The 17,248-nt window shown below is 66.7% G+C and carries 17 protein-coding genes; 11 read left to right on the top strand and 6 right to left on the bottom strand.

Annotation, left to right across the window (positions count from 1 at the left end; translation table 11 throughout):
- Positions 1–2: 2 nt before the first annotated feature.
- The 4 genes from ACEN8G_RS03450 to ACEN8G_RS03435 all read right to left on the bottom strand — a co-directional run bounded on the left by ACEN8G_RS03450 (position 3) and on the right by ACEN8G_RS03435 (position 3,458).
- Complete coding sequence (locus tag ACEN8G_RS03450) at positions 3–881, bottom strand: UDP-2,3-diacylglucosamine diphosphatase (protein WP_413414824.1); 879 nt, start codon at positions 879–881, stop codon at positions 3–5.
- Positions 882–1,023: 142 nt separating this feature from the next.
- Positions 1,024–1,644: a glutathione S-transferase family protein gene (locus tag ACEN8G_RS03445; RefSeq protein WP_413414823.1), complete on the bottom strand. Its 621-nt coding sequence runs from the start codon at positions 1,642–1,644 to the stop codon at positions 1,024–1,026.
- Between the two features lie 92 nt (positions 1,645–1,736).
- Positions 1,737–2,324, bottom strand: coding sequence for a hypothetical protein (locus ACEN8G_RS03440; protein ID WP_413414822.1), 588 nt, complete (start codon positions 2,322–2,324; stop codon positions 1,737–1,739).
- 135 nt (positions 2,325–2,459) lie between these two features.
- A complete protein-coding gene (locus ACEN8G_RS03435; RefSeq protein WP_413414821.1) occupies positions 2,460–3,458 on the bottom strand; it encodes an NAD(P)H-quinone oxidoreductase in 999 nt (332 codons plus the stop codon).
- A 76-nt stretch (positions 3,459–3,534) separates the two neighbouring features.
- On the opposite strand from ACEN8G_RS03435, the gene ACEN8G_RS03430 reads away from it, so the two are divergent.
- The 7 genes from ACEN8G_RS03430 (at position 3,535) to ACEN8G_RS03400 (ending at position 11,860) form a co-directional block, all read left to right on the top strand.
- Positions 3,535–3,732 carry a DUF1192 domain-containing protein gene (locus ACEN8G_RS03430; RefSeq protein WP_183996599.1) on the top strand — a complete coding sequence of 66 codons (198 nt, stop codon included), beginning with the start codon at positions 3,535–3,537 and terminating at the stop codon, positions 3,730–3,732.
- Between the two features lie 140 nt (positions 3,733–3,872).
- Positions 3,873–6,197 carry an ATP-dependent Clp protease ATP-binding subunit ClpA gene (gene clpA / locus ACEN8G_RS03425; RefSeq protein WP_413414820.1) on the top strand — a complete coding sequence of 775 codons (2,325 nt, stop codon included), beginning with the start codon at positions 3,873–3,875 and terminating at the stop codon, positions 6,195–6,197.
- A gap of 321 nt (positions 6,198–6,518) precedes the next feature.
- Positions 6,519–7,700 (top strand): hypothetical protein, encoded by a 1,182-nt coding sequence (locus ACEN8G_RS03420; RefSeq protein WP_413414819.1) that lies wholly within the window; start codon positions 6,519–6,521, stop codon positions 7,698–7,700.
- Between the two features lie 141 nt (positions 7,701–7,841).
- The gene (locus ACEN8G_RS03415; RefSeq protein ID WP_413414818.1) at positions 7,842–9,527 is read left to right on the top strand and encodes a diguanylate cyclase domain-containing protein; all 1,686 of its coding nucleotides are present in this window, start codon (positions 7,842–7,844) and stop codon (positions 9,525–9,527) included.
- Positions 9,528–9,568: 41 nt separating this feature from the next.
- Entirely contained in the window at positions 9,569–9,775 is a 207-nt protein-coding gene (locus ACEN8G_RS03410) for a hypothetical protein (RefSeq protein WP_413414817.1), read from the top strand.
- Positions 9,776–9,806: 31 nt separating this feature from the next.
- Positions 9,807–11,501, top strand: coding sequence for a long-chain-fatty-acid--CoA ligase (locus ACEN8G_RS03405; protein WP_413414816.1), 1,695 nt, complete (start codon positions 9,807–9,809; stop codon positions 11,499–11,501).
- The gene (locus ACEN8G_RS03400; RefSeq protein ID WP_413414815.1) at positions 11,498–11,860 is read left to right on the top strand and encodes a copper-binding protein; all 363 of its coding nucleotides are present in this window, start codon (positions 11,498–11,500) and stop codon (positions 11,858–11,860) included. The genes ACEN8G_RS03405 and ACEN8G_RS03400 overlap by 4 nt, the downstream gene beginning before the upstream one ends.
- Before the next feature lie 40 nt (positions 11,861–11,900).
- Here ACEN8G_RS03400 and ACEN8G_RS03395 read toward each other — a convergent pair whose 3' ends face one another.
- Complete coding sequence (locus ACEN8G_RS03395) at positions 11,901–13,283, bottom strand: NAD-dependent succinate-semialdehyde dehydrogenase (protein WP_413414814.1); 1,383 nt, start codon at positions 13,281–13,283, stop codon at positions 11,901–11,903.
- Positions 13,284–13,393: 110 nt separating this feature from the next.
- Between ACEN8G_RS03395 and ACEN8G_RS03390 the strand changes: the two genes are divergently transcribed.
- Both ACEN8G_RS03390 and ACEN8G_RS03385 read left to right on the top strand, forming a co-directional pair.
- Positions 13,394–13,639 (top strand): exodeoxyribonuclease VII small subunit, encoded by a 246-nt coding sequence (locus ACEN8G_RS03390; RefSeq protein ID WP_086128559.1) that lies wholly within the window; start codon positions 13,394–13,396, stop codon positions 13,637–13,639.
- An 8-nt stretch (positions 13,640–13,647) separates the two neighbouring features.
- Entirely contained in the window at positions 13,648–14,547 is a 900-nt protein-coding gene (locus ACEN8G_RS03385; RefSeq protein ID WP_413414812.1) for a polyprenyl synthetase family protein, read from the top strand.
- A gap of 525 nt (positions 14,548–15,072) precedes the next feature.
- On the opposite strand, the gene ACEN8G_RS03380 is transcribed toward ACEN8G_RS03385, so the two are convergent.
- Positions 15,073–15,825 (bottom strand): hypothetical protein, encoded by a 753-nt coding sequence (locus ACEN8G_RS03380; RefSeq protein ID WP_413417919.1) that lies wholly within the window; start codon positions 15,823–15,825, stop codon positions 15,073–15,075.
- Between the two features lie 108 nt (positions 15,826–15,933).
- Between ACEN8G_RS03380 and coaD the strand changes: the two genes are divergently transcribed.
- On the top strand, positions 15,934–16,443 hold the full coding sequence (coaD, locus tag ACEN8G_RS03375; RefSeq protein ID WP_413417917.1) for a pantetheine-phosphate adenylyltransferase: 510 nt from the start codon (positions 15,934–15,936) through the stop codon (positions 16,441–16,443).
- Positions 16,444–16,536: 93 nt separating this feature from the next.
- Positions 16,537–17,244, top strand: coding sequence for a peptidylprolyl isomerase (locus ACEN8G_RS03370; protein ID WP_413417915.1), 708 nt, complete (start codon positions 16,537–16,539; stop codon positions 17,242–17,244).
- Positions 17,245–17,248: the final 4 nt, after the last annotated feature.

Here is a 17,248-nt window from a genome sequence, read left to right as displayed (position 1 = left end):
TGTCACGCAGCCGCCAGTCTGACCCCGGACGCTGCTTCGCTTTCGCGCTTCGCCATCTCTTCGGCCCAATGGAGTATTTCCATGGTACCGTCGTAATGCTCCACGAGCGCGGTGCAACCCTCCACCCAATCGCCGTCATTGTAATAGGCGATGCCTTCGATGCTGCGCATCTCGGCGGTGTGGATGTGTCCGGCGATCACGCCGTCGACTCCCCGCGCACCGGCTTCGTGCGCGACGATCTCTTCGAATTTCGAGATGAACTCGACGGCGTTCTTCACCTTGGCCTTGGCGTATTTGCTCAGCGACCAATAGGGCAGGTCCATCCAGCGGCGGACGCGGTTCACCAGCCGGTTGAGGCCCATCATCATCTCGTAGGCGGCGTCGCCCAGATGGGCGAGCCAGCGGTGCGACATGGTGATCGCGTCGAACTCGTCGCCGTGCAGCACCAGCAGGCGGCGGCCATCGGCGGTGGTGTGGATCGCCTGGCGGCGGATGTGCACGCCACCGAAGTTCAGGCCGGAGAACTGGCGGAACATCTCGTCATGGTTGCCCGGGATATAGATGATCTCGGTGCCGCGCTTGGCGCGCTTGAGGAAGCGCCAGACGATGTCGTTGTGCGAATCGGGCCAGTAGAAGCGCTTCTTGAGCGCCCAGCCGTCGAGGATGTCGCCGACCAGGTACATCAGGTCGCAATCGACATGGTCGAGGAAGTCGATCAGCATCTCGGCATTGCAGCCGCGCGTGCCGAGATGGATGTCGGAGATCCACACCGTGCGATAGCGCTTGCGCTCCGTGACCGCCTTTTCGGGGATCGACGGGGTCGATGCGTGAAAGTCCGCGACGTGCTGCGCGTCGAACGGAAGCCTCGTGATCGTGGCCATGTAACCAGCCCTGCAACTGCCCTTGCCTGGCTCGGCTAAATGGCCGCGTAATGTGACATTTCGAATCGTTTCCGCTTCACGCGGATGTCACAGAAATATGCATAATGGAGCGCTTCCCCCTGACGAATCAGGGGGTTAGAGTTCATGCAGTGATCGGAATATGTCCAGGCTGGGCCGCCACCCGGTCGATCCAGGCGCGAACCGCCGGATAGGGCTGGAGGCTGAACCCGCCATCCTCGGCGACATGGGTATAGGCGTAGAGCGCGATGTCGGCGAGCGTCAGCCGGTCGATCACGAACCAGTCGCGCTTGCTCAGATGCTCGTCCATCAGCGCCAGCGCCGCCTCGCCCGCCGCCTGCTTGGCCGGCAGGTTGGCGCGCTGGACGTCGCTCAGATGATCGAAGCCGATCCACTTCGCCCAGAAGCGCAGCGTCGCGACATTGGGCTCGTGGTTATACTGTTCCCAGAACAGCCAGCGCAGCATGTCCGCCCGCTCGAACCTGTCGTGCGGGATCAGATCGCTGCCATCGGCCAGGTAGAAGCAGGCCGCGTTGCTCTCGGGCAGGAAGTCGTCGCTGCCGACCTGCAGCGTCGGGATCCGGCCATTGGCATTGACCTGCGAGAGGAACGCCGGCGTGCGCGTCTCGCCCTTCATGATGTCGTACTCGCGCCGCTCGATCGGAAGCCCGAGATGCGCGGCGGTCAGCCGGATCTTGTAGCAATTGCCCGAGGCGGCATATTCGTGAAGCACCAGCGCGGCCATCAGTCCCTCCCTTGTCCGGACGCCCCCTTCAGGCGCAGGCCCACACGACGTCCAACAAAACGGGCCGGGCAAATCATAAGCCGAGCTTATGCTCAGAGATAGCCATTCTCCGCCCGCCAGCGCACCGTGCGGCGATGCCAGAGCCAGATCGCGAACGCCAGGCCGGCGAGGAACAGCCAGCCCCAGAGATGCTTCCACCAGGGGATAATGCCGGCGCGCAGGTCGCGGCCATTGGCCTTGTCGAGCGCGGCCTGGCCGACAGCGTTGAGCGGCGCGGCGACCACGCCCCAGTCCGAGCTGAAGAACAGCACATGGCCATATTCGGTGCTGTACCAGAAGGGCATGCCGAGAAAGGTCGTCTCGCGCACCGAATAACCGAACTTGGGCGCGCTCATATTGGCATAGGAGGGCGCCGCTTCCCCCAGCCCGTATTGCGCGCGCTTGATCGCGACATATTGCTCGGCCTTGCTGTGCACGCGCTGGATGTGGACGCCATAGGCATCGATCGCCGCGATCATGTCGCCCAGCTCGGGCGGCACCTTGACCTCGGCCAGCTCGTCCACGGTCGGCCGGCTCGCGGCCACCCAGTAGCGATCCGAGAACCCCAAAGCGCCGAGCAGCACCAGCGCGAGCACGCCGCACACCAGGCTGAGCGCCCATTCCTTCCGCAGAACTTCCATTTGCCCCCCTTCGCGCCTGCCCCAGCCCGCCGCGCGGACGGGGAAACAGCACTCGAATCCCCCGATTCGAAGGGGCGATGCTAGATGCGCGGCAGGCCCTCCACTAGCGAAATCGGAACCGTTGGAGGGGCTCGCTCACTCGATCGCCAGCACGATCTTCCCGACATGCTCGCCCGATTCCATCCGGGCATGCGCACTGGCCGCATCGGCGAGCGGGAAGACCGCGTCGATCACCGGCTTGAGCCTGCCCTCGGCCACGAACGGCCAGACGATGCGGTGCAGCTCGTCGGCGAGGAGGCTCTTGAACTCCACCGAGCGCGGGCGGAGCGTCGAGCCGGTCAGGACCAGCCGCTTGCGCATGATCTCGAAGATCGGGATCGTCGCCTGCATGCCGCGCTGCACGGCGATCGAGACATGCCGCCCCTCCTCGGCCAGGCACTGGAGATTTCGCGGCACATAGTCGCCGCCGACCATGTCGAGCACGATGTTGACGCCCTTGCCGGCGGTGATCTCCATCACCCGCGCGGCGAAATCCTCGGTCTTGTAGTTGATCGCGTGATCCGCACCGATCCGCTTTGCAGCTTCGCACTTCTCGTCCGACCCCGCGGTCACGATGACCGTCAGGCCGAACAGATTGGCGAGATGGATCGCCATCGTGCCGATGCCGCTGGTGCCGCCATGGACGAGGATCCACTCCCCTTCGGTCGCATAGGCACGCTCGAACACGTTGCTCCACACGGTGAACAAAGTCTCGGGGATCGCCGCCGCCTCGATCATCGTGATCGCCGGCGGCACCGGCAGGCACTGGCCCTGGGGCGCCACCGCATATTCGGCATAGGCCCCGCCCGCGATCAGCGCGCAGACCGGCGTGCCCAGCATCTCGCGCGGCACGTCCTCACCCACCGCGACGACCTTGCCGGCGATCTCCATGCCGAGGATCGAGGGCGCGCCGGGGGGCGGCGGATACTGGCCCTTGCGCTGCATCACCTCGGGCCGGTTCACGCCGGCGGCGGCGACCTTGACCAGCACCTCGCCGCGCCCCGGCTTCGGCACCGGGCGCGACACCGGCACCAGCACCTCGGGCCCGCCGGGCGCCTCGGGATCGATTGCCAGCATCGTTTCCGGGAGAGCCATCACCATGTCGCTTTCGAACGCAGGAGAAACCGGGCGTCTTATTGACATCGGCCCTGCCAGGGTCAACGCTGCCCCGATGGACGCCGACGAAAATCTTCCGCGTCGCAAGGACGACCTTGTCGCCCAGCTGGCGAAGCAGGACCTCGATCCCCTTTCGGTTGAGGAACTTACCGAGCGAATCGCATTGCTCGAGGCCGAGATAGATCGGACTCGAAGCAAAATTTCACGGTCCATTAATCACCGCGCAAGCGCAGACGCTCTATTTAAGAAATGAGCGTTACGGCACCGGAGATGGAGCGAAACGCCATTCAACTCCGGTGCGGGGCCGCGGCGCTTGATGCGGGGCCCATGCCTCCCGACATAAGGGGAGACAGGGGCCGTGTATCCTTTCCGGCCCACAGGAGTTGTACCTGAATGCCTAGTTTCGCCTCCGCCCTGGAATCGACGCTGCACAAGGCTCTCGAAGCAGCAAGCTCGCGTCGCCACGAATATGCCACCCTCGAGCATCTGCTGCTCGCACTCGTCGATGACGAGCATGCCAGCAAGGTGATGAGCGCGTGCGGCGTGGATCTGGGCGAACTCAAGAATACCGTGGCCCATTATCTCGACACCGAGCTCGAGGCGCTGAAGGTCGAGCAGGCCACTGATCCCTCGCCGACCAGCGGCTTCCAGCGCGTCGTCCAGCGCGCCATCCTCCACGTCCAGTCCTCGGGCCGCGACGAAGTGACCGGCGCGAACGTGCTCGTCGCCCTGTTCAGCGAGCGCGAGAGCTATGCCGTCTATTTCCTGCAGCAGCAGGACATGAGCCGCCTCGACGCGGTGAGCTACATCTCGCACGGCGTCGGCAAGGGGAGCACCGGCAGCACCGAATCGACCACGCCCAAGGGCGCGGCCGACGAGGACAAGGCCGCCAAGCAGGAGCCCAAGTCCGGCAAGGGCGAAAGCGCGCTCAAGCAGTTCACCGTCGACCTCAACGAGAAGGCCAAGGCTGGCAAGGTCGATCCGCTGATCGGCCGCGCCGCCGAAGTCGATCGCACGATCCAGATCCTGTGCCGCCGCTCGAAGAACAACCCGCTCTATGTGGGCGATCCGGGCGTGGGCAAGACCGCCATCGCCGAGGGCCTGGCGCGCAAGATAGTCGAGGGCGAAGTGCCCGACGTGCTCAAGGAAGCGGTGATCTATTCGCTCGACATGGGCGCGCTGCTCGCCGGTACGCGTTACCGGGGTGACTTCGAGGAGCGCCTCAAGCAGGTCGTCACCGAGCTCGAGAAGCTGCCCCACGCGGTCCTCTTCATCGACGAGATCCACACCGTGATCGGTGCCGGTGCCACCAGCGGCGGCGCGATGGACGCGTCGAACCTGCTCAAGCCGGCGCTGTCGGGCGGCTCGATCCGCTGCATCGGCTCGACCACCTACAAGGAGTTCCGCAACCACTTCGAGAAGGACCGGGCGCTGCTCCGTCGCTTCCAGAAGATCGACGTGAACGAGCCGACGGTCGAGGACACGATCAAGATCATCACCGGCCTGCGCACCGCGTTCGAGGAGCACCACCACCTCAAATACACCCCCGACGCGATCAAGTCGGCGGTGGAGCTGAGCGCGCGCTACATCAACGACCGCAAGCTGCCGGACAAGGCGATCGACGTGATCGACGAGGCCGGTGCGATGCAGATGCTGGTGCCGCCGTCGAAGCGGAAGAAGACGATCACGGTCAAGGAGATCGAGGCGGTCATCGCGACGATGGCGCGCATCCCGCCGAAGAGCGTGTCGACCGACGACACCAAGACGCTTGCCAACCTGGAAACCGATCTCAAGCGGGTCGTGTTCGGCCAGGACAAGGCGATCGAGGTGCTCAGCTCGGCGATCAAGCTCAGCCGTGCGGGCCTGCGCGATCCGGACAAGCCGATCGGCAATTACCTGTTCTCGGGCCCGACCGGCGTCGGCAAAACCGAGGTGGCGAAGCAGCTTTCCGAGCTGCTCGGCATCCCGCTCCAGCGCTTCGACATGTCCGAATACATGGAGCGTCACTCGGTCAGCCGCCTGATCGGTGCCCCTCCGGGCTATGTCGGCTATGATCAGGGCGGGCTCCTGACGGACGCGGTCGACCAGCAGCCGCACTCGGTGCTCCTGCTCGACGAGATCGAGAAGGCGCATCCGGACCTGTTCAACATCCTCCTGCAGGTGATGGACAACGGCAAGCTGACCGACCACCACGGCAAGACGGTCGATTTCAGGAACGTGATCCTGATCATGACCACCAATGCCGGCGCGTCGGACATGACCCGCGAGTCGATCGGCTTTGGCGAGATCAGCCGCGACGACGTCCAGGAAGAGGCGGTGAAGAAGCTCTTCACCCCCGAATTCCGCAACCGTCTCGATGCGATCGTGCCGTTCGATTACCTGCCGACCGCGGTGGTCAGCCGGGTGGTGGACAAGTTCATCCTCCAGCTCGAGCTGCAGCTGGCGGATCGCGGCGTCCATATCCAGCTCGACGAGGCGGCCAAGGCGTGGCTCACCGAGAAGGGCTATGACAAGCTCTATGGCGCGCGTCCGATGGGCCGCCTGATCCAGGAGAAGGTCAAGCAGCCGCTCGCCGAGGAGCTGCTGTTCGGCAAGCTCGTCCATGGCGGCGAAGTGAATGTGAAGCTCAAGGACAACGCCCTGAACTTCCAGATCACGCCCGCGGCGCCCAAGCCCAAAAAGGGCAAGAAGACCGAGGCCGCCAAGGCGACCAAGTAAGGCTTCTGACCTTTGAGAACCGATCGGGCCGGGAGGAAACTCCCGGCCCGTTTCGTTTGCGTCCGGCCCCTCCCGTCGCCGCGGGATTCGGCTTGGTCGCCGCCGCGGCGGGCTTCGTCGAGCCGTGGATGACCGCGCTTCGCCACCCGCATAGCGCGTCCCTGCCGCTATGCCGGCCGGTCGGGCCAGCCGAGCGGAGGCATAGCCGGCGGCCATGGTTTAAGTGTTATATACAAATAACACACCCTTGCAATTTCGTTCCGATGTCGTAAGGGAGCGCTCGCTTCGGGTCGCAACCATGGTTTTCCAGGGAGAATCCGAATGCGACCGATGAAGAAGATACTGGGTGCGGGAACGGCGCTGGCGGGCATGCTCGCAGCCGGCCTGGTCGTCGCGCAGACCAGCAACGATACTGCGCCCGAGGCGCGCTATGTGATGGACGTCGGCACCCATGCCGGCATGATGGGCCAGGGCGACCGGCGCGAGGTGATGCTGCGGCTCGGCTCGCGGCTGCCGGCGACCGGCGGCGCCCCCAAGGCCGATCACTTCCTGCCCGAGGGCATGCGCATGGGCGCTTCGGTGCCGCTGATCACGCCCGAGGCGAGCAAGGGCGTCACCGACACCCAACCGTTCGAGCGGCCCAAGGGCCGGCTGCTGATCTTCTGGGGCTGCGGCGCGCATGCCGGCCCGGGCCAGCCGGTGATCATCGACTTCGCCAAGGTCGCCAAGGGCCAGGTGCCGCCCGACCTGTTCTCGGCGAGCATCGCGTCCGAGGTCGGCCCGCGCCAGGCCAACAGCCGCACCTATGGCGACTGGCCGAACGGCAAGTCGAACGCGCAGGTCCGCGGCAATTCCTCGCTGATCGGCCAGCACCGGATCGCCGGCAACTACAGCCCGGAGATCAGCTTCGCGGTCAACCAGGACTTCATGGCCGCGCCGCGGGTGAAGTCGGGCAGCGCCGGCGACGGCTCGATCCCGCTCAACTGGGGCGCAGTGCCGGCGGCGACCGGCTATTATGCCTGGGCGATGGGCACCGGCGACCGCGCGAAGAATGGCGACATCGTATGGTGGGCCTCCTCCGCCTCGCGCCAGTTCGGCGGCGACCTGTGGAACTGGCTCTCGCCGGGCACGGTCAACCGGCTGATCGGGCAGAAGGTGGTGATGCCGCCGAGCCAGACCAGCTGCACCATCCCGGCCGAGGCGAAGGCCGCCGCGGGCGAGATGATGATGGGCTTCCTCACCGCCTATGGCCCCGAGGCGAACTATGCCTTCCCCGAGCGGCCCAAGGATCCGAAGGTCGCCTGGCACCCGAAATGGACCGCGAAGGTCCGCTACCGGGCGCAGGGCACCTTCATGCCCGGCATGCCCGACATGGGCGATGCGATGCTCGGCCGGACCGATAACGACGAGGATGGCCGCCCCGAGCAGCCCAAGCCCAAGCCCTGCAAGCCCAAGCTGGGCGGCTTGCTGAAGCGCGCCGCAGGCCTGGGCAGCGGCTGCTGAACCTGGACACGTGCCGAGGGGGCGGCGGCGTTCTTGCCGCCCCTTCATTTCGCGCGGCAAGCCGCTGGCGCGCTTCATAAACATGGCCCGGGACCGGTTATCTTTACGGGTTGTTTGTCATGTTGGGCGTAGGCGTTCGGGATGCTGGCGTTGCGTCTCCTGCGGCTGTCCGTCCTTGTCGGCGCGTTGATCGCGCTGCTGGGCATCGCCGTGCCCGCAAATGCCCAGGGCAATGTCGGCCGGGCGCTCGACATCTGCGTGCTGCGCGACACCGGTGGGATGAACCCCGCCGAGCTGATCCAGCATCCCGAGCGCTTCGATTGCACCACCCGGCAGTACAAGCTCGGCCCCGGCAGTTTCTGGGTGATCTCGGGCGATATCGACCAGAGCTCGCGCCCCGGCGCCCGGCTGTTCGCGCGCTTCGCCAGCCTGTGGCAGCAGGGCATGGCGATGCACACCCTTTATGCAGATGGGCGGATGTTCAGCCAGCGCACCGATGCGCGCGGCATCACGCCCTGGATCCAGCTCGGTGCGGTCGGCGAGATCCAGATCGAGCGGCGCGAGGCCAAGGTCGTCCGCCTGCTCTGGCATGTCGAAGGTTCGGCGAACATGCGCGGCATCATGCTCGGTACCCGCCTGGTGACCGGCACCGAGAGCCAGCGCGCCACCATCGCCCTCACCGCGCTCTATGCCGGGTTCGGCGGCCTCTGCCTCGGGCTGCTCGTCTACAATCTCGCGCTGTGGGGCGCGCTCAGGCACCGGTTCCAGCTCTATTACTGCGTGATGGCGCTGGGGCTGCTCGGCTATGTCTTCTCGTCCTCGGGCGCGCTTGCCTGGGCCTTTCCGGACATCGTCAACAACGACCGGCTGCGGCTCAACTACCTCCTGCTCGGCTTCACCGGCGCCAGCGCGCTGATCTTCGCGCGCAGCTTCTTCGAGGAGGCGGTGTTCACCGGCTGGCTCGGCCGCTTCGTCTATGTCGTGGCGGGCGCGCTGCTGGGCGTCGGGCTGCTGGTCTTCTGCTTCGCCCCGCTCAACGTACAGATCGTCGACGCCGCCTTCACCACCACCTTCCTGCTGCTCGGCGCGGTGGTCGGGCCGACCCTGTGGCGCGCCTGGCGGGTGCGCTCCAACTATCTCTGGCTGTTCGCGATCGGCTGGGGCGCGCCGATCCTCACCTCGCTGCTGCGCACGCTCGCCAATTTCCACCTCATCGAGTGGAACTTCTGGCTCGACAACTCGACCCTGCTGTCGATGGCGCTCGAGGCGCTGATGTCGAGCCTAGCGATCGCCTATCGCATCAAGCTGCTGCGCGACGAGCGCGACGACGCCATCGCCAGCGAGGTGATGGCCCGCCGCCTGGCCGATACCGATCCGCTCACCGGCCTGCTCAACCGCCGCGCCTTCCTTGCCCAGGCGATCGGCCGGCCGGGCGAGCAGCAGCTGCTCATCGCCGACATCGATCATTTCAAGCGCGTCAACGAGACGCTCGGCCATGACGGCGGCGACGAGGTGCTGCGCCTGTTCGCCCGCACGCTGCGCCACGCCGCCCCCGCCGGCACGCTGGTCGCCCGGATGGGCGGCGAGGAATTCGCCATCCTGTCTTCGGTCGATGCGCGAATCGAGCCCGAGCAGCTGCTCGCCCGGCTGCGCGCCACCCGCATGCCCTTCGACCTCAAGGTCACCGCCAGCATCGGCGGCTGCACCGGCCCGCTGACCGGCGAGATCGACTGGAAGACGCTCTATCGCGGCGCCGACATCGCGCTGTTCGAAGCCAAGTCCGCCGGCCGCGACCGCGCACGCTCGGCGCATCGCGAAGCCGCCTGATCCGCTTGCCCGGCGCCGCTGCCCGGCGTATGGGATTCACCATGTCGGGACGAGCCAGGAAGATCGCCTTCGGGGCGCTTGCCGCGCTTGCGCTGCTTGCCTTCGCGTCCCCCGATCGCCGCGCCGACATCGCCATCCACATGCACCGCGTGGACGACCTCGCGCCGCAACGGGTCGAGGCGGTCGTCGACATCGGCATCTTCGCGATTTCCGTGCTCGTCACTTGGAGCAAGCGGCTTACGACTTGACCCCCGAAAAGGCTTGCTTACACCAGTGTCAATGACTGACCCCGAACAGATCTGGCGTACCGCGTACAACCATCCCGGTGCCTGGGACACGCCCTTCCCGCCCCAGTCCATGGTCGATCTGTTCGAGGCGAGCGCCCGCGCCCACCCCCAGGCCCCGCTGCTCGATTTCATGGGCCGCCACTACAGCTATGGCGAGACGCTGGACGGCGCCAACCGCGTCGCCTGCGGCCTCAAGGCCTTGGGCTATGGCCCGGGCGACCGGATCGGGCTCTTCCTGCCCAACGTGCCGCACTATGTCGCCGCCTATTACGGCATCCTCAAGCTCGGCGCGACCGTGGTCAATTTCTCGCCGCTCTACACGGTCGAGGAGCTGAGCCACCAGGTCGCCGATTCGGGCACCCGGCTGCTCTTCACCATCTCCGCCTCGGCGCTGCTGCCGACCGCGCTCAAGGTGCTCGAGCAGAGCGATCTCGAGCGGCTGGTGGTCGGATCGGTCGCCGGCGCGCTGCCCGCGGCCAAGTCGCTCTTCTACCGGCTGTTCCGCGGTGCCGAAGTGGCGCAGCGCCCGCATGACGAACGCATCCTCGCCTTCTCCAAGCTGATCGCCAACAACGGCATCTGCGACGCGCCGAAGATCGATCCCGAGAAGGACGTCGCGCTGATTCAATATACCGGCGGCACCACCGGCACCCCCAAGGGCGCGGTGCTGACCCACCAGAACCTCTCGGCCAATGCCCGCCAGGTCGCCCGGCTCGATCCCGAGATGGGCACGGCCAAGGACAAGGTGCTCGGTGTCCTCCCCTTCTTCCACGTCTTCGCCAATACCTGCGTGCTCAACCGCACCGTGGTGACCGGCGGCGAGATCGCGATGCTGCCGCGCTTCAACGCCAAGCAGGCACTGGCCGAGCTCCGCCGCACCCAGCCGCGCGCGCTGCCCGGCGTGCCGACCATGTACCAGGCGCTGCTCGACGCGCCGGGCATGAAGCCGTCCGACTTCGCCTCGCTGCGCTACTGCATCTCGGGCGGCGCGCCGCTTCCCGCGCAGCTCAAGGAGGAATGGGAGAAGGTCACCGGCGCCCGCGTGATCGAAGGCTATGGCCTGTCGGAAAGCTCGGGCGTGGTCTGCACCAATCCCTATGTCGGCCTCAACAAGCCCGGCACGATCGGCCAGCCACTCCAGGGCACCCGCGTCCGCCTCGTCGACAAGGAAGACCCGACTCGCCCGCCGCCCGAGGGCGAGCCCGGCGAGATCGTCGTCCATGGCCCGCAGATCATGCAGGGCTATTGGAACCGCCCCGACGCCGATGCCGAGGTGTTCGTCACCGTCGATGGCGAGCCGCACTGGCTGCGCACCGGCGATGTCGGGCTGATCGACGAGGACGGCTATATCAAGATCGTCGATCGGCTGAAGGACATGATCGCGGTCGGCGGCTTCAAGGTCTTCCCCAGCCAGATCGAGGCGGTGCTCTACCAGCATCCGGCAGTGAAGGAGGCCCTCGTGATCGGCCTGCCCGACGCCTATCATGGCGAGCTGCCCCACGCCTATGTCACGCTCGACGAAGGCTCGGACGTGAGCGGACCCGAGATCTGCGCCTGGCTCAACGGCAAGCTCGGCAAGCACGAGCGCGTGTCCGAGGTGGTGGTCCGCCTCAACCTGCCCAAGACGATGATCGGCAAGCTCAGCCGCAAGGACCTGCTGAAGGAAGTGCAGGGAGAGCAGGCATGAAGACGCTGCTAGCCGTGCTGGCATTGACCCTCGCGGCCCCGGCCCCCGAGCAGCGGATCGACGTCGCGCTGTCCAACTTCAAGTTCACGCCCGCGACGATCGCGCTGGTCCATGGCCAGAGCTATGTCCTGCACCTGACCAGCAGCGGCGGCCACAGCTTCGCGGCAAGGGACTTCTTCGCCGCCGCGACGATGCCCGCCGCGGACCGCGCCAAGCTGAAGGACGGCAAGATCGAGCTGGACAGCGACCGCGCCGTCGATCTCCACTTCACCGCGCCGAAAGCGGGCAGCTACCCGATCAAATGCACCCACCTGCTCCATGCGAGCTTCGGCATGACGGGGAAGTTCGTGGTGAGCTAATTCCTAAGCCCCTCCCCTTCAGGGGAGGGGCTATTGCTACTCAATCCCCCGCCTGCACGTCCTTGCCGAACATCACCGCCTTCAGGTTCATGAACTCGTGCATCCCCCACGGCCCCAGCTCGCGGCCATGGCCCGACAGCTTCACCCCGCCGAACGGCGCCTCCGGCGTCGAGGCGAGCAGCGAATTGACCGCGGTCATGCCCGACTGGATGTCGCGGGCGAACCGCTCGATCTCCGCCTCGTCCGTCGTCCACACCGCCGAGCCGAGCCCGTACGGCACGTCATTGGCCAGCGCGATCGCCGCATCGATGTCGGCGACCTTGTAGACCGCCGCTACGGGTCCGAAGACTTCCTCCTTCGCCACGTCGCTCTCCGGATCCATGTCGGTCAGCACGCCCGGCGTCATCCAGGCGCCTTCCTTCTCGATCTTCTCTGCGCCGAAGCGCAGCGTCGCGCCTTCGCTGACGGCGCGCGCCACCTGCTCCAGCACCGTATCGCGCTGGGCGACGCTGGAGAGCGGGCCCATGCCGGTATCCTTCTCCATCGGGTCGCCGATCTTCACGGCCTTCATCCCCGCCTCGAACTTGTCGAGGAACGCGTCATGGACATCGGCGTGGACGATCATCCGCTTAGCGCAGATGCAGCTCTGCCCGGCATTCTGCACGCGCGCCGTGACGGCAGTCTTCGCCGCCAGGTCGAGATCGGCCGAGGGCATCACGATCAGCGGGTCCGATCCGCCCAGCTCCAGCACCACCTTCTTCAGCGCCCGGCCCGCCGCCTGGGCGACCTGCGCGCCAGCGCCTTCGCTGCCGGTCAGCGTCACCGCCACCACCCGCTTGTCGGCGATGATCGCGGCGACCTTGTCCGACTTGATGGCGAGGTTCTGGAACAGCCCGTCCGGCGCGCCCGCCGCACCCATCATCTGCTGGATCAGCGCGGCGCAGCCCTGCACGTTCGAGGCATGCTTCAGCAGCGCGACATTGCCCGCCATGATCGTCGGCGCGAGGAAGCGGATCACCTGCCAATAAGGGAAGTTCCACGGCATCACCGCCAGCACCGGCCCCATCGGCAGCCAGCGCGCCACGGCATGGCCGCTCGCGGTCTGCACGGTCGTCGGCTCCAGATAGGATGGGCCGGTCTTGGCATAGTGGCGGAAGCCGCTGATGCACTTCTCCACCTCGGCGATCGCGCTCGCCAGCGTCTTGCCCATCTCCTTGGTCGCGGTCTCGGCGAGGTGCTGCTTGTTGGCCTCCCAGGCGTCGGCGATCTTGGTCAGCAGCTCGGTGCGGCGTTCCAGCGGCGAATCGCGCCACGAGCGGAAACAGGCATCGGCACGGGCCAGCGCCATCTCGATCCCGTCCGCATCGAGCGCCTCATGGGTATCGACCGTCTCTCCGGTGGCGGGATTGATGCTGGTGAACATGCGCGCGTCTCCTTCAGCCGAGGTAACGTGGAGCTAGGGCGGCGGATGCATGGTTGCAATCATACCATGGCAGGTTGCCTTCCGGCCCAAGCCCGGCGCATAGCGTCGCCATGGCAGAAGAAGCGGACGTCACCGCGCTTTCGTTCGAGGAAGCGCTGAAGGAACTGGAGCGCATCGTCGCGCGGCTGGAGAGCGGCGAGGCCCAGCTCCAGGAAGCGATCGACCTGTACGAGCGCGGCGACCGGCTGCGCCGGCAATGCGCCGCGCGGCTCGATGCGGCGCAGGCGCGGATCGAGGCGATCCGCACCGATGCCGAGGGCCGCGCCGCCGGCACCGCCCCCTTCGCCGCCGGCTGATCCCGGACATGGCGCAGGCATCCCTCGCGCTGCAGGCGGCGCTCAAGCAGGTCTCGGCGGAGATGGACCGCCAGTTCGACCTGTTGCTCGCCGTGCCCGGCGATCCGCGCAAGGGACTGTACGAGGCGATGCGCCATGCCGCGATCGGCGGGGGCAAGCGCCTGCGGCCGCTGCTCGTCTCGGCCACGGCGCAGCTGTTCGGGGTCGATCGCAATTGCATCGCCCGCACCGCGCTCGCGCTCGAATGCATCCATGTCTATTCGCTGATCCACGACGACCTGCCGGCGATGGACGATGACGACATCCGCCGCGGCAAGCCGACGGTGCACAGGGCATTCGACGAGGCGACCGCAATCCTGGCCGGCGACTGCCTGCACGCGCTCGCCTTCGAAGTGATCGCCGACGAGCGGACCCATCCGGATCCGTTCGTGCGGATCGAGCTGTCGGGCACGCTCGCCCAGGCCGCCGGCCCCGCCGGCATGGCGGGCGGACAGATGATGGACCTAGAGGCCGAGAAGGCCAGCTTCGACCTCGCCACCGTCACGCGGCTCCAGGCGATGAAGACCGGCGCGCTGATCAGCTGCGCGGTGGAGAGCGGCGCGATCCTCGGCCGCATCCCCATCGAGGGCCGCACCGGCCTGCGCGGCTATGCCCGCGACGTCGGCCTCGCCTTCCAGATCGCCGACGACATCCTCGATGCCGAGGGCGACGAGGCGCTGGTCGGCAAGAAGCTCCACAAGGACGGCGAAGCGGGCAAGGAGACCTTCCTCTCGCTGCTCGGGCTCGACCGGGCGAAGGAACAGGCCCGGATGCTCGTCGAGCAGGCGATCACCCACCTCAAGCCCTATGGTGTAGAAGCCGACCTGCTGCGCGACATCGCGCGCTACACGCTGGAACGCGATCGCTGAGTCTCCGGGCGGCGCGCGGACAGCGAGCGCCAACCGTCATCCCGCCCCGTATCGTCATCCCGACGAAAGTCGGGATCTCATGCGGCTCCTTCCCCGCGCCTTCGCCTGAGATCCCGGCTTTCGCCGGGATGACGGTGGGTGTGAAGAGGACGAGGGAGTTGCAAAATAGGATTCCCCCTGCTTGCCTCCCCCGGCCGGGCACCACCCGGCCGCTCCTTGACACCGTAGGAAAATAGGACCCCGCCCACGCAAGGATATTGCGCGGCTGCCCGTAGCCAACCCGTCACTAGTGCGAACTTAGTGAACTTCCGCGCGCAAAAACCCGCTCTGGGCGTGAACTTCGTGGACTTTGCCGAGTCGGCGCAGCAACGGAAATAGGGAGCGGCGGCACCCGCACGAGGTAACCATCCCCTCCCCTGGCCCCTCCCGCAAGCGGAAGGGGAACGAGGAAGGAAAGCGCCTGCCCCAATCGCTCACCCTCCGCTTGCGGGAGGGGTCGGGGAGGGGCTGACACAAGCTACCCCCTCACCGCTCCACCCGCCGCACCCGGAACGCCGTCGGATTGCCACCCTCGCGCACGATCACGCCCGAGGCCATGTAGCTCCCCGCCTCCGCCAGCTTCTCCATCGCCACGCCGCCCTCGGCGACCGGCAGCATCACGCCCTGGAACCCGGCCGGGCGCGCATACCAGGCGCCGGCGATGTTGAGCAGGGTCGCGCTGGTCTCCTCCGGCGCGGGCAGGCTCGCCTTGGCCTCCGCAGCCTGCTCCACCTGGGTGACGAACCCGCCCCCGCCCCGCACCCGCCGCGGCGCGTCGAACAGCTGGTCGATCCGCTCGGCATGCAGGTTCTCGATATAGATGATCATGTTGTTGTCGCCCTGCACCGACAGCTTGGCGTGCGAGGCCTGTTTCCGCACGATCGGCCCGGCGAGCGAGACGAGGAAGCTGCGTACCGAGGCGGAGATCTGCCCGACATTGCCGCCGCTGGCGTTCATCACCGTCTCCAGCGCCACCGCCACGGTCTGCAGGAACCCGCTCAGCAGCGCGCGCTGCTCGTACAGGTCGAGCATCGTCTTGCCGAGGTCGAACCAGGCATGGAGGCTGGCGATCTCGACCCGGACCAGCTCCAGCCCATAGCGGCTCTGCCCCGCCCGGGTCTCCTGGGCAAAGGCATTGGCCAGCCGCTCGATCGCGGTGCCGGAGGTCCGCGCATCGGCTGCGTCGTAATAGCCGATCTCGAGCACCAGCACCGCGTTGTTACGCACATCGTCGATCATGGCCGCAGGCTGGCGGAAAGCCGGTCGCGCCGCAAGCGCGTACCGCCCGCCCTTGACTCGGCTTCGCACCCGCAGCACGTCCGGGAGGTTCCTGAGACGAGGTACAGCATGACCACTCGCACCGGCGTCTATCCCGGCACCTTCGATCCCATCACGCTTGGCCATATGGACATCATCCGCCGCGGCGCGAAGCTGGTCGACCGGCTGGTGATCGGCGTGACCACCAATCCGTCCAAGAACCCGATGTTCACCGTCGAGGAGCGGATGGAGATGGTGAAGCGCGAGGTCGAGGGGATCGCCGGCGAGATCCATGTCGTCAGCTTCGATTCGCTGCTGATGGACTTTGCCGAGCGCGAGGGCGCCAGCATGATCGTCCGCGGCCTGCGCGCCGTCGCCGACTTCGAGTACGAATATCAGATGGCAGGGATGAACCAGCAGCTGAACGACCGGATCGAGACGGTCTTCCTGATGGCCGATGTCTCGCTCCAGCCGATCGCCAGCCGGCTGGTAAAGGAGATCGCGCTCTATGGCGGCGACATCCGCAAGTTCGTCTCCCCGGCGGTCAACGACGAGATGGTTACCCGGATCGCGGCGATCGGTCGCAAAGGGAGTGGTTGAGCCCACGCTATTGGGCTAGACGGTCCGATCGAGGGTGTATTCCGAGTGGGGAATTTGATGCGTTTGCTTGCCGCTTTGGCCGCTTCGGCCTTGATGATGATTGCCACGCCCGCGCTCGCCCAGGGCGGCGGTGGAAAGGCGCCCAAGCCGGTCGCCGAGCCGCTGAAGGGCGTGAGCGCCGAGGATGTGAACAGCATCTATCCCGCCGTGGTCCCCGCCGATCCGGCCGAGACCTGGGTGCTCGACCTGTCGACCGGCGGCCGCGTGCTGATTCGCCTGCGCCCCGATGCCGCGCCCAAGATGGTCGAGCGCATCAAGACGCTCACCCGCCGCCATTTCTATGACGGCCTGACCTTCCACCGCGTGGTCGACGATCCCTATTACATGGCGCAGGGCGGCGATCCCAAGGGCGACGGCACCGGCGATTCGGACCTGCCCAACGTGCCGGCCGAGTTCAACAACCTGCCGCACACCCGCGGCACCGTCGCCGCCGCCCGCCGCGGCGCGCCGGAGAACGCCACCGCCGCGCAGAAGACCGATGCCGAGAACAGCGCGAACAGCCAGTTCTACATCATGATGATGCCGAAGCTGGCCTTCGACCACGACTATACCGTGTTCGGCCGCGTCGTCTCGGGCATGGAATGGGTCGACAAGATCCAGCGCGGCGAGCCGCCGGCGAACCCGACCAAGATCGTCCACGCCTATATCCAGTCCGACAACCCGCCGCCCTATGCGAACCTGCCGGCCGACGCCCCCAAGGCGCTGCCGCCGGGCGAGGTGAAGGCCACGCTGCCGCAATAATCCG

Source organism: Sphingomonas sp. Sphisp66 (assembly GCF_047324325.1).
Lineage (GTDB): Bacteria > Pseudomonadota > Alphaproteobacteria > Sphingomonadales > Sphingomonadaceae > Sphingomonas.
Note: the sequence above shows the minus strand (reverse complement) of the source record. Positions and strands in the feature narration are given on the sequence as shown.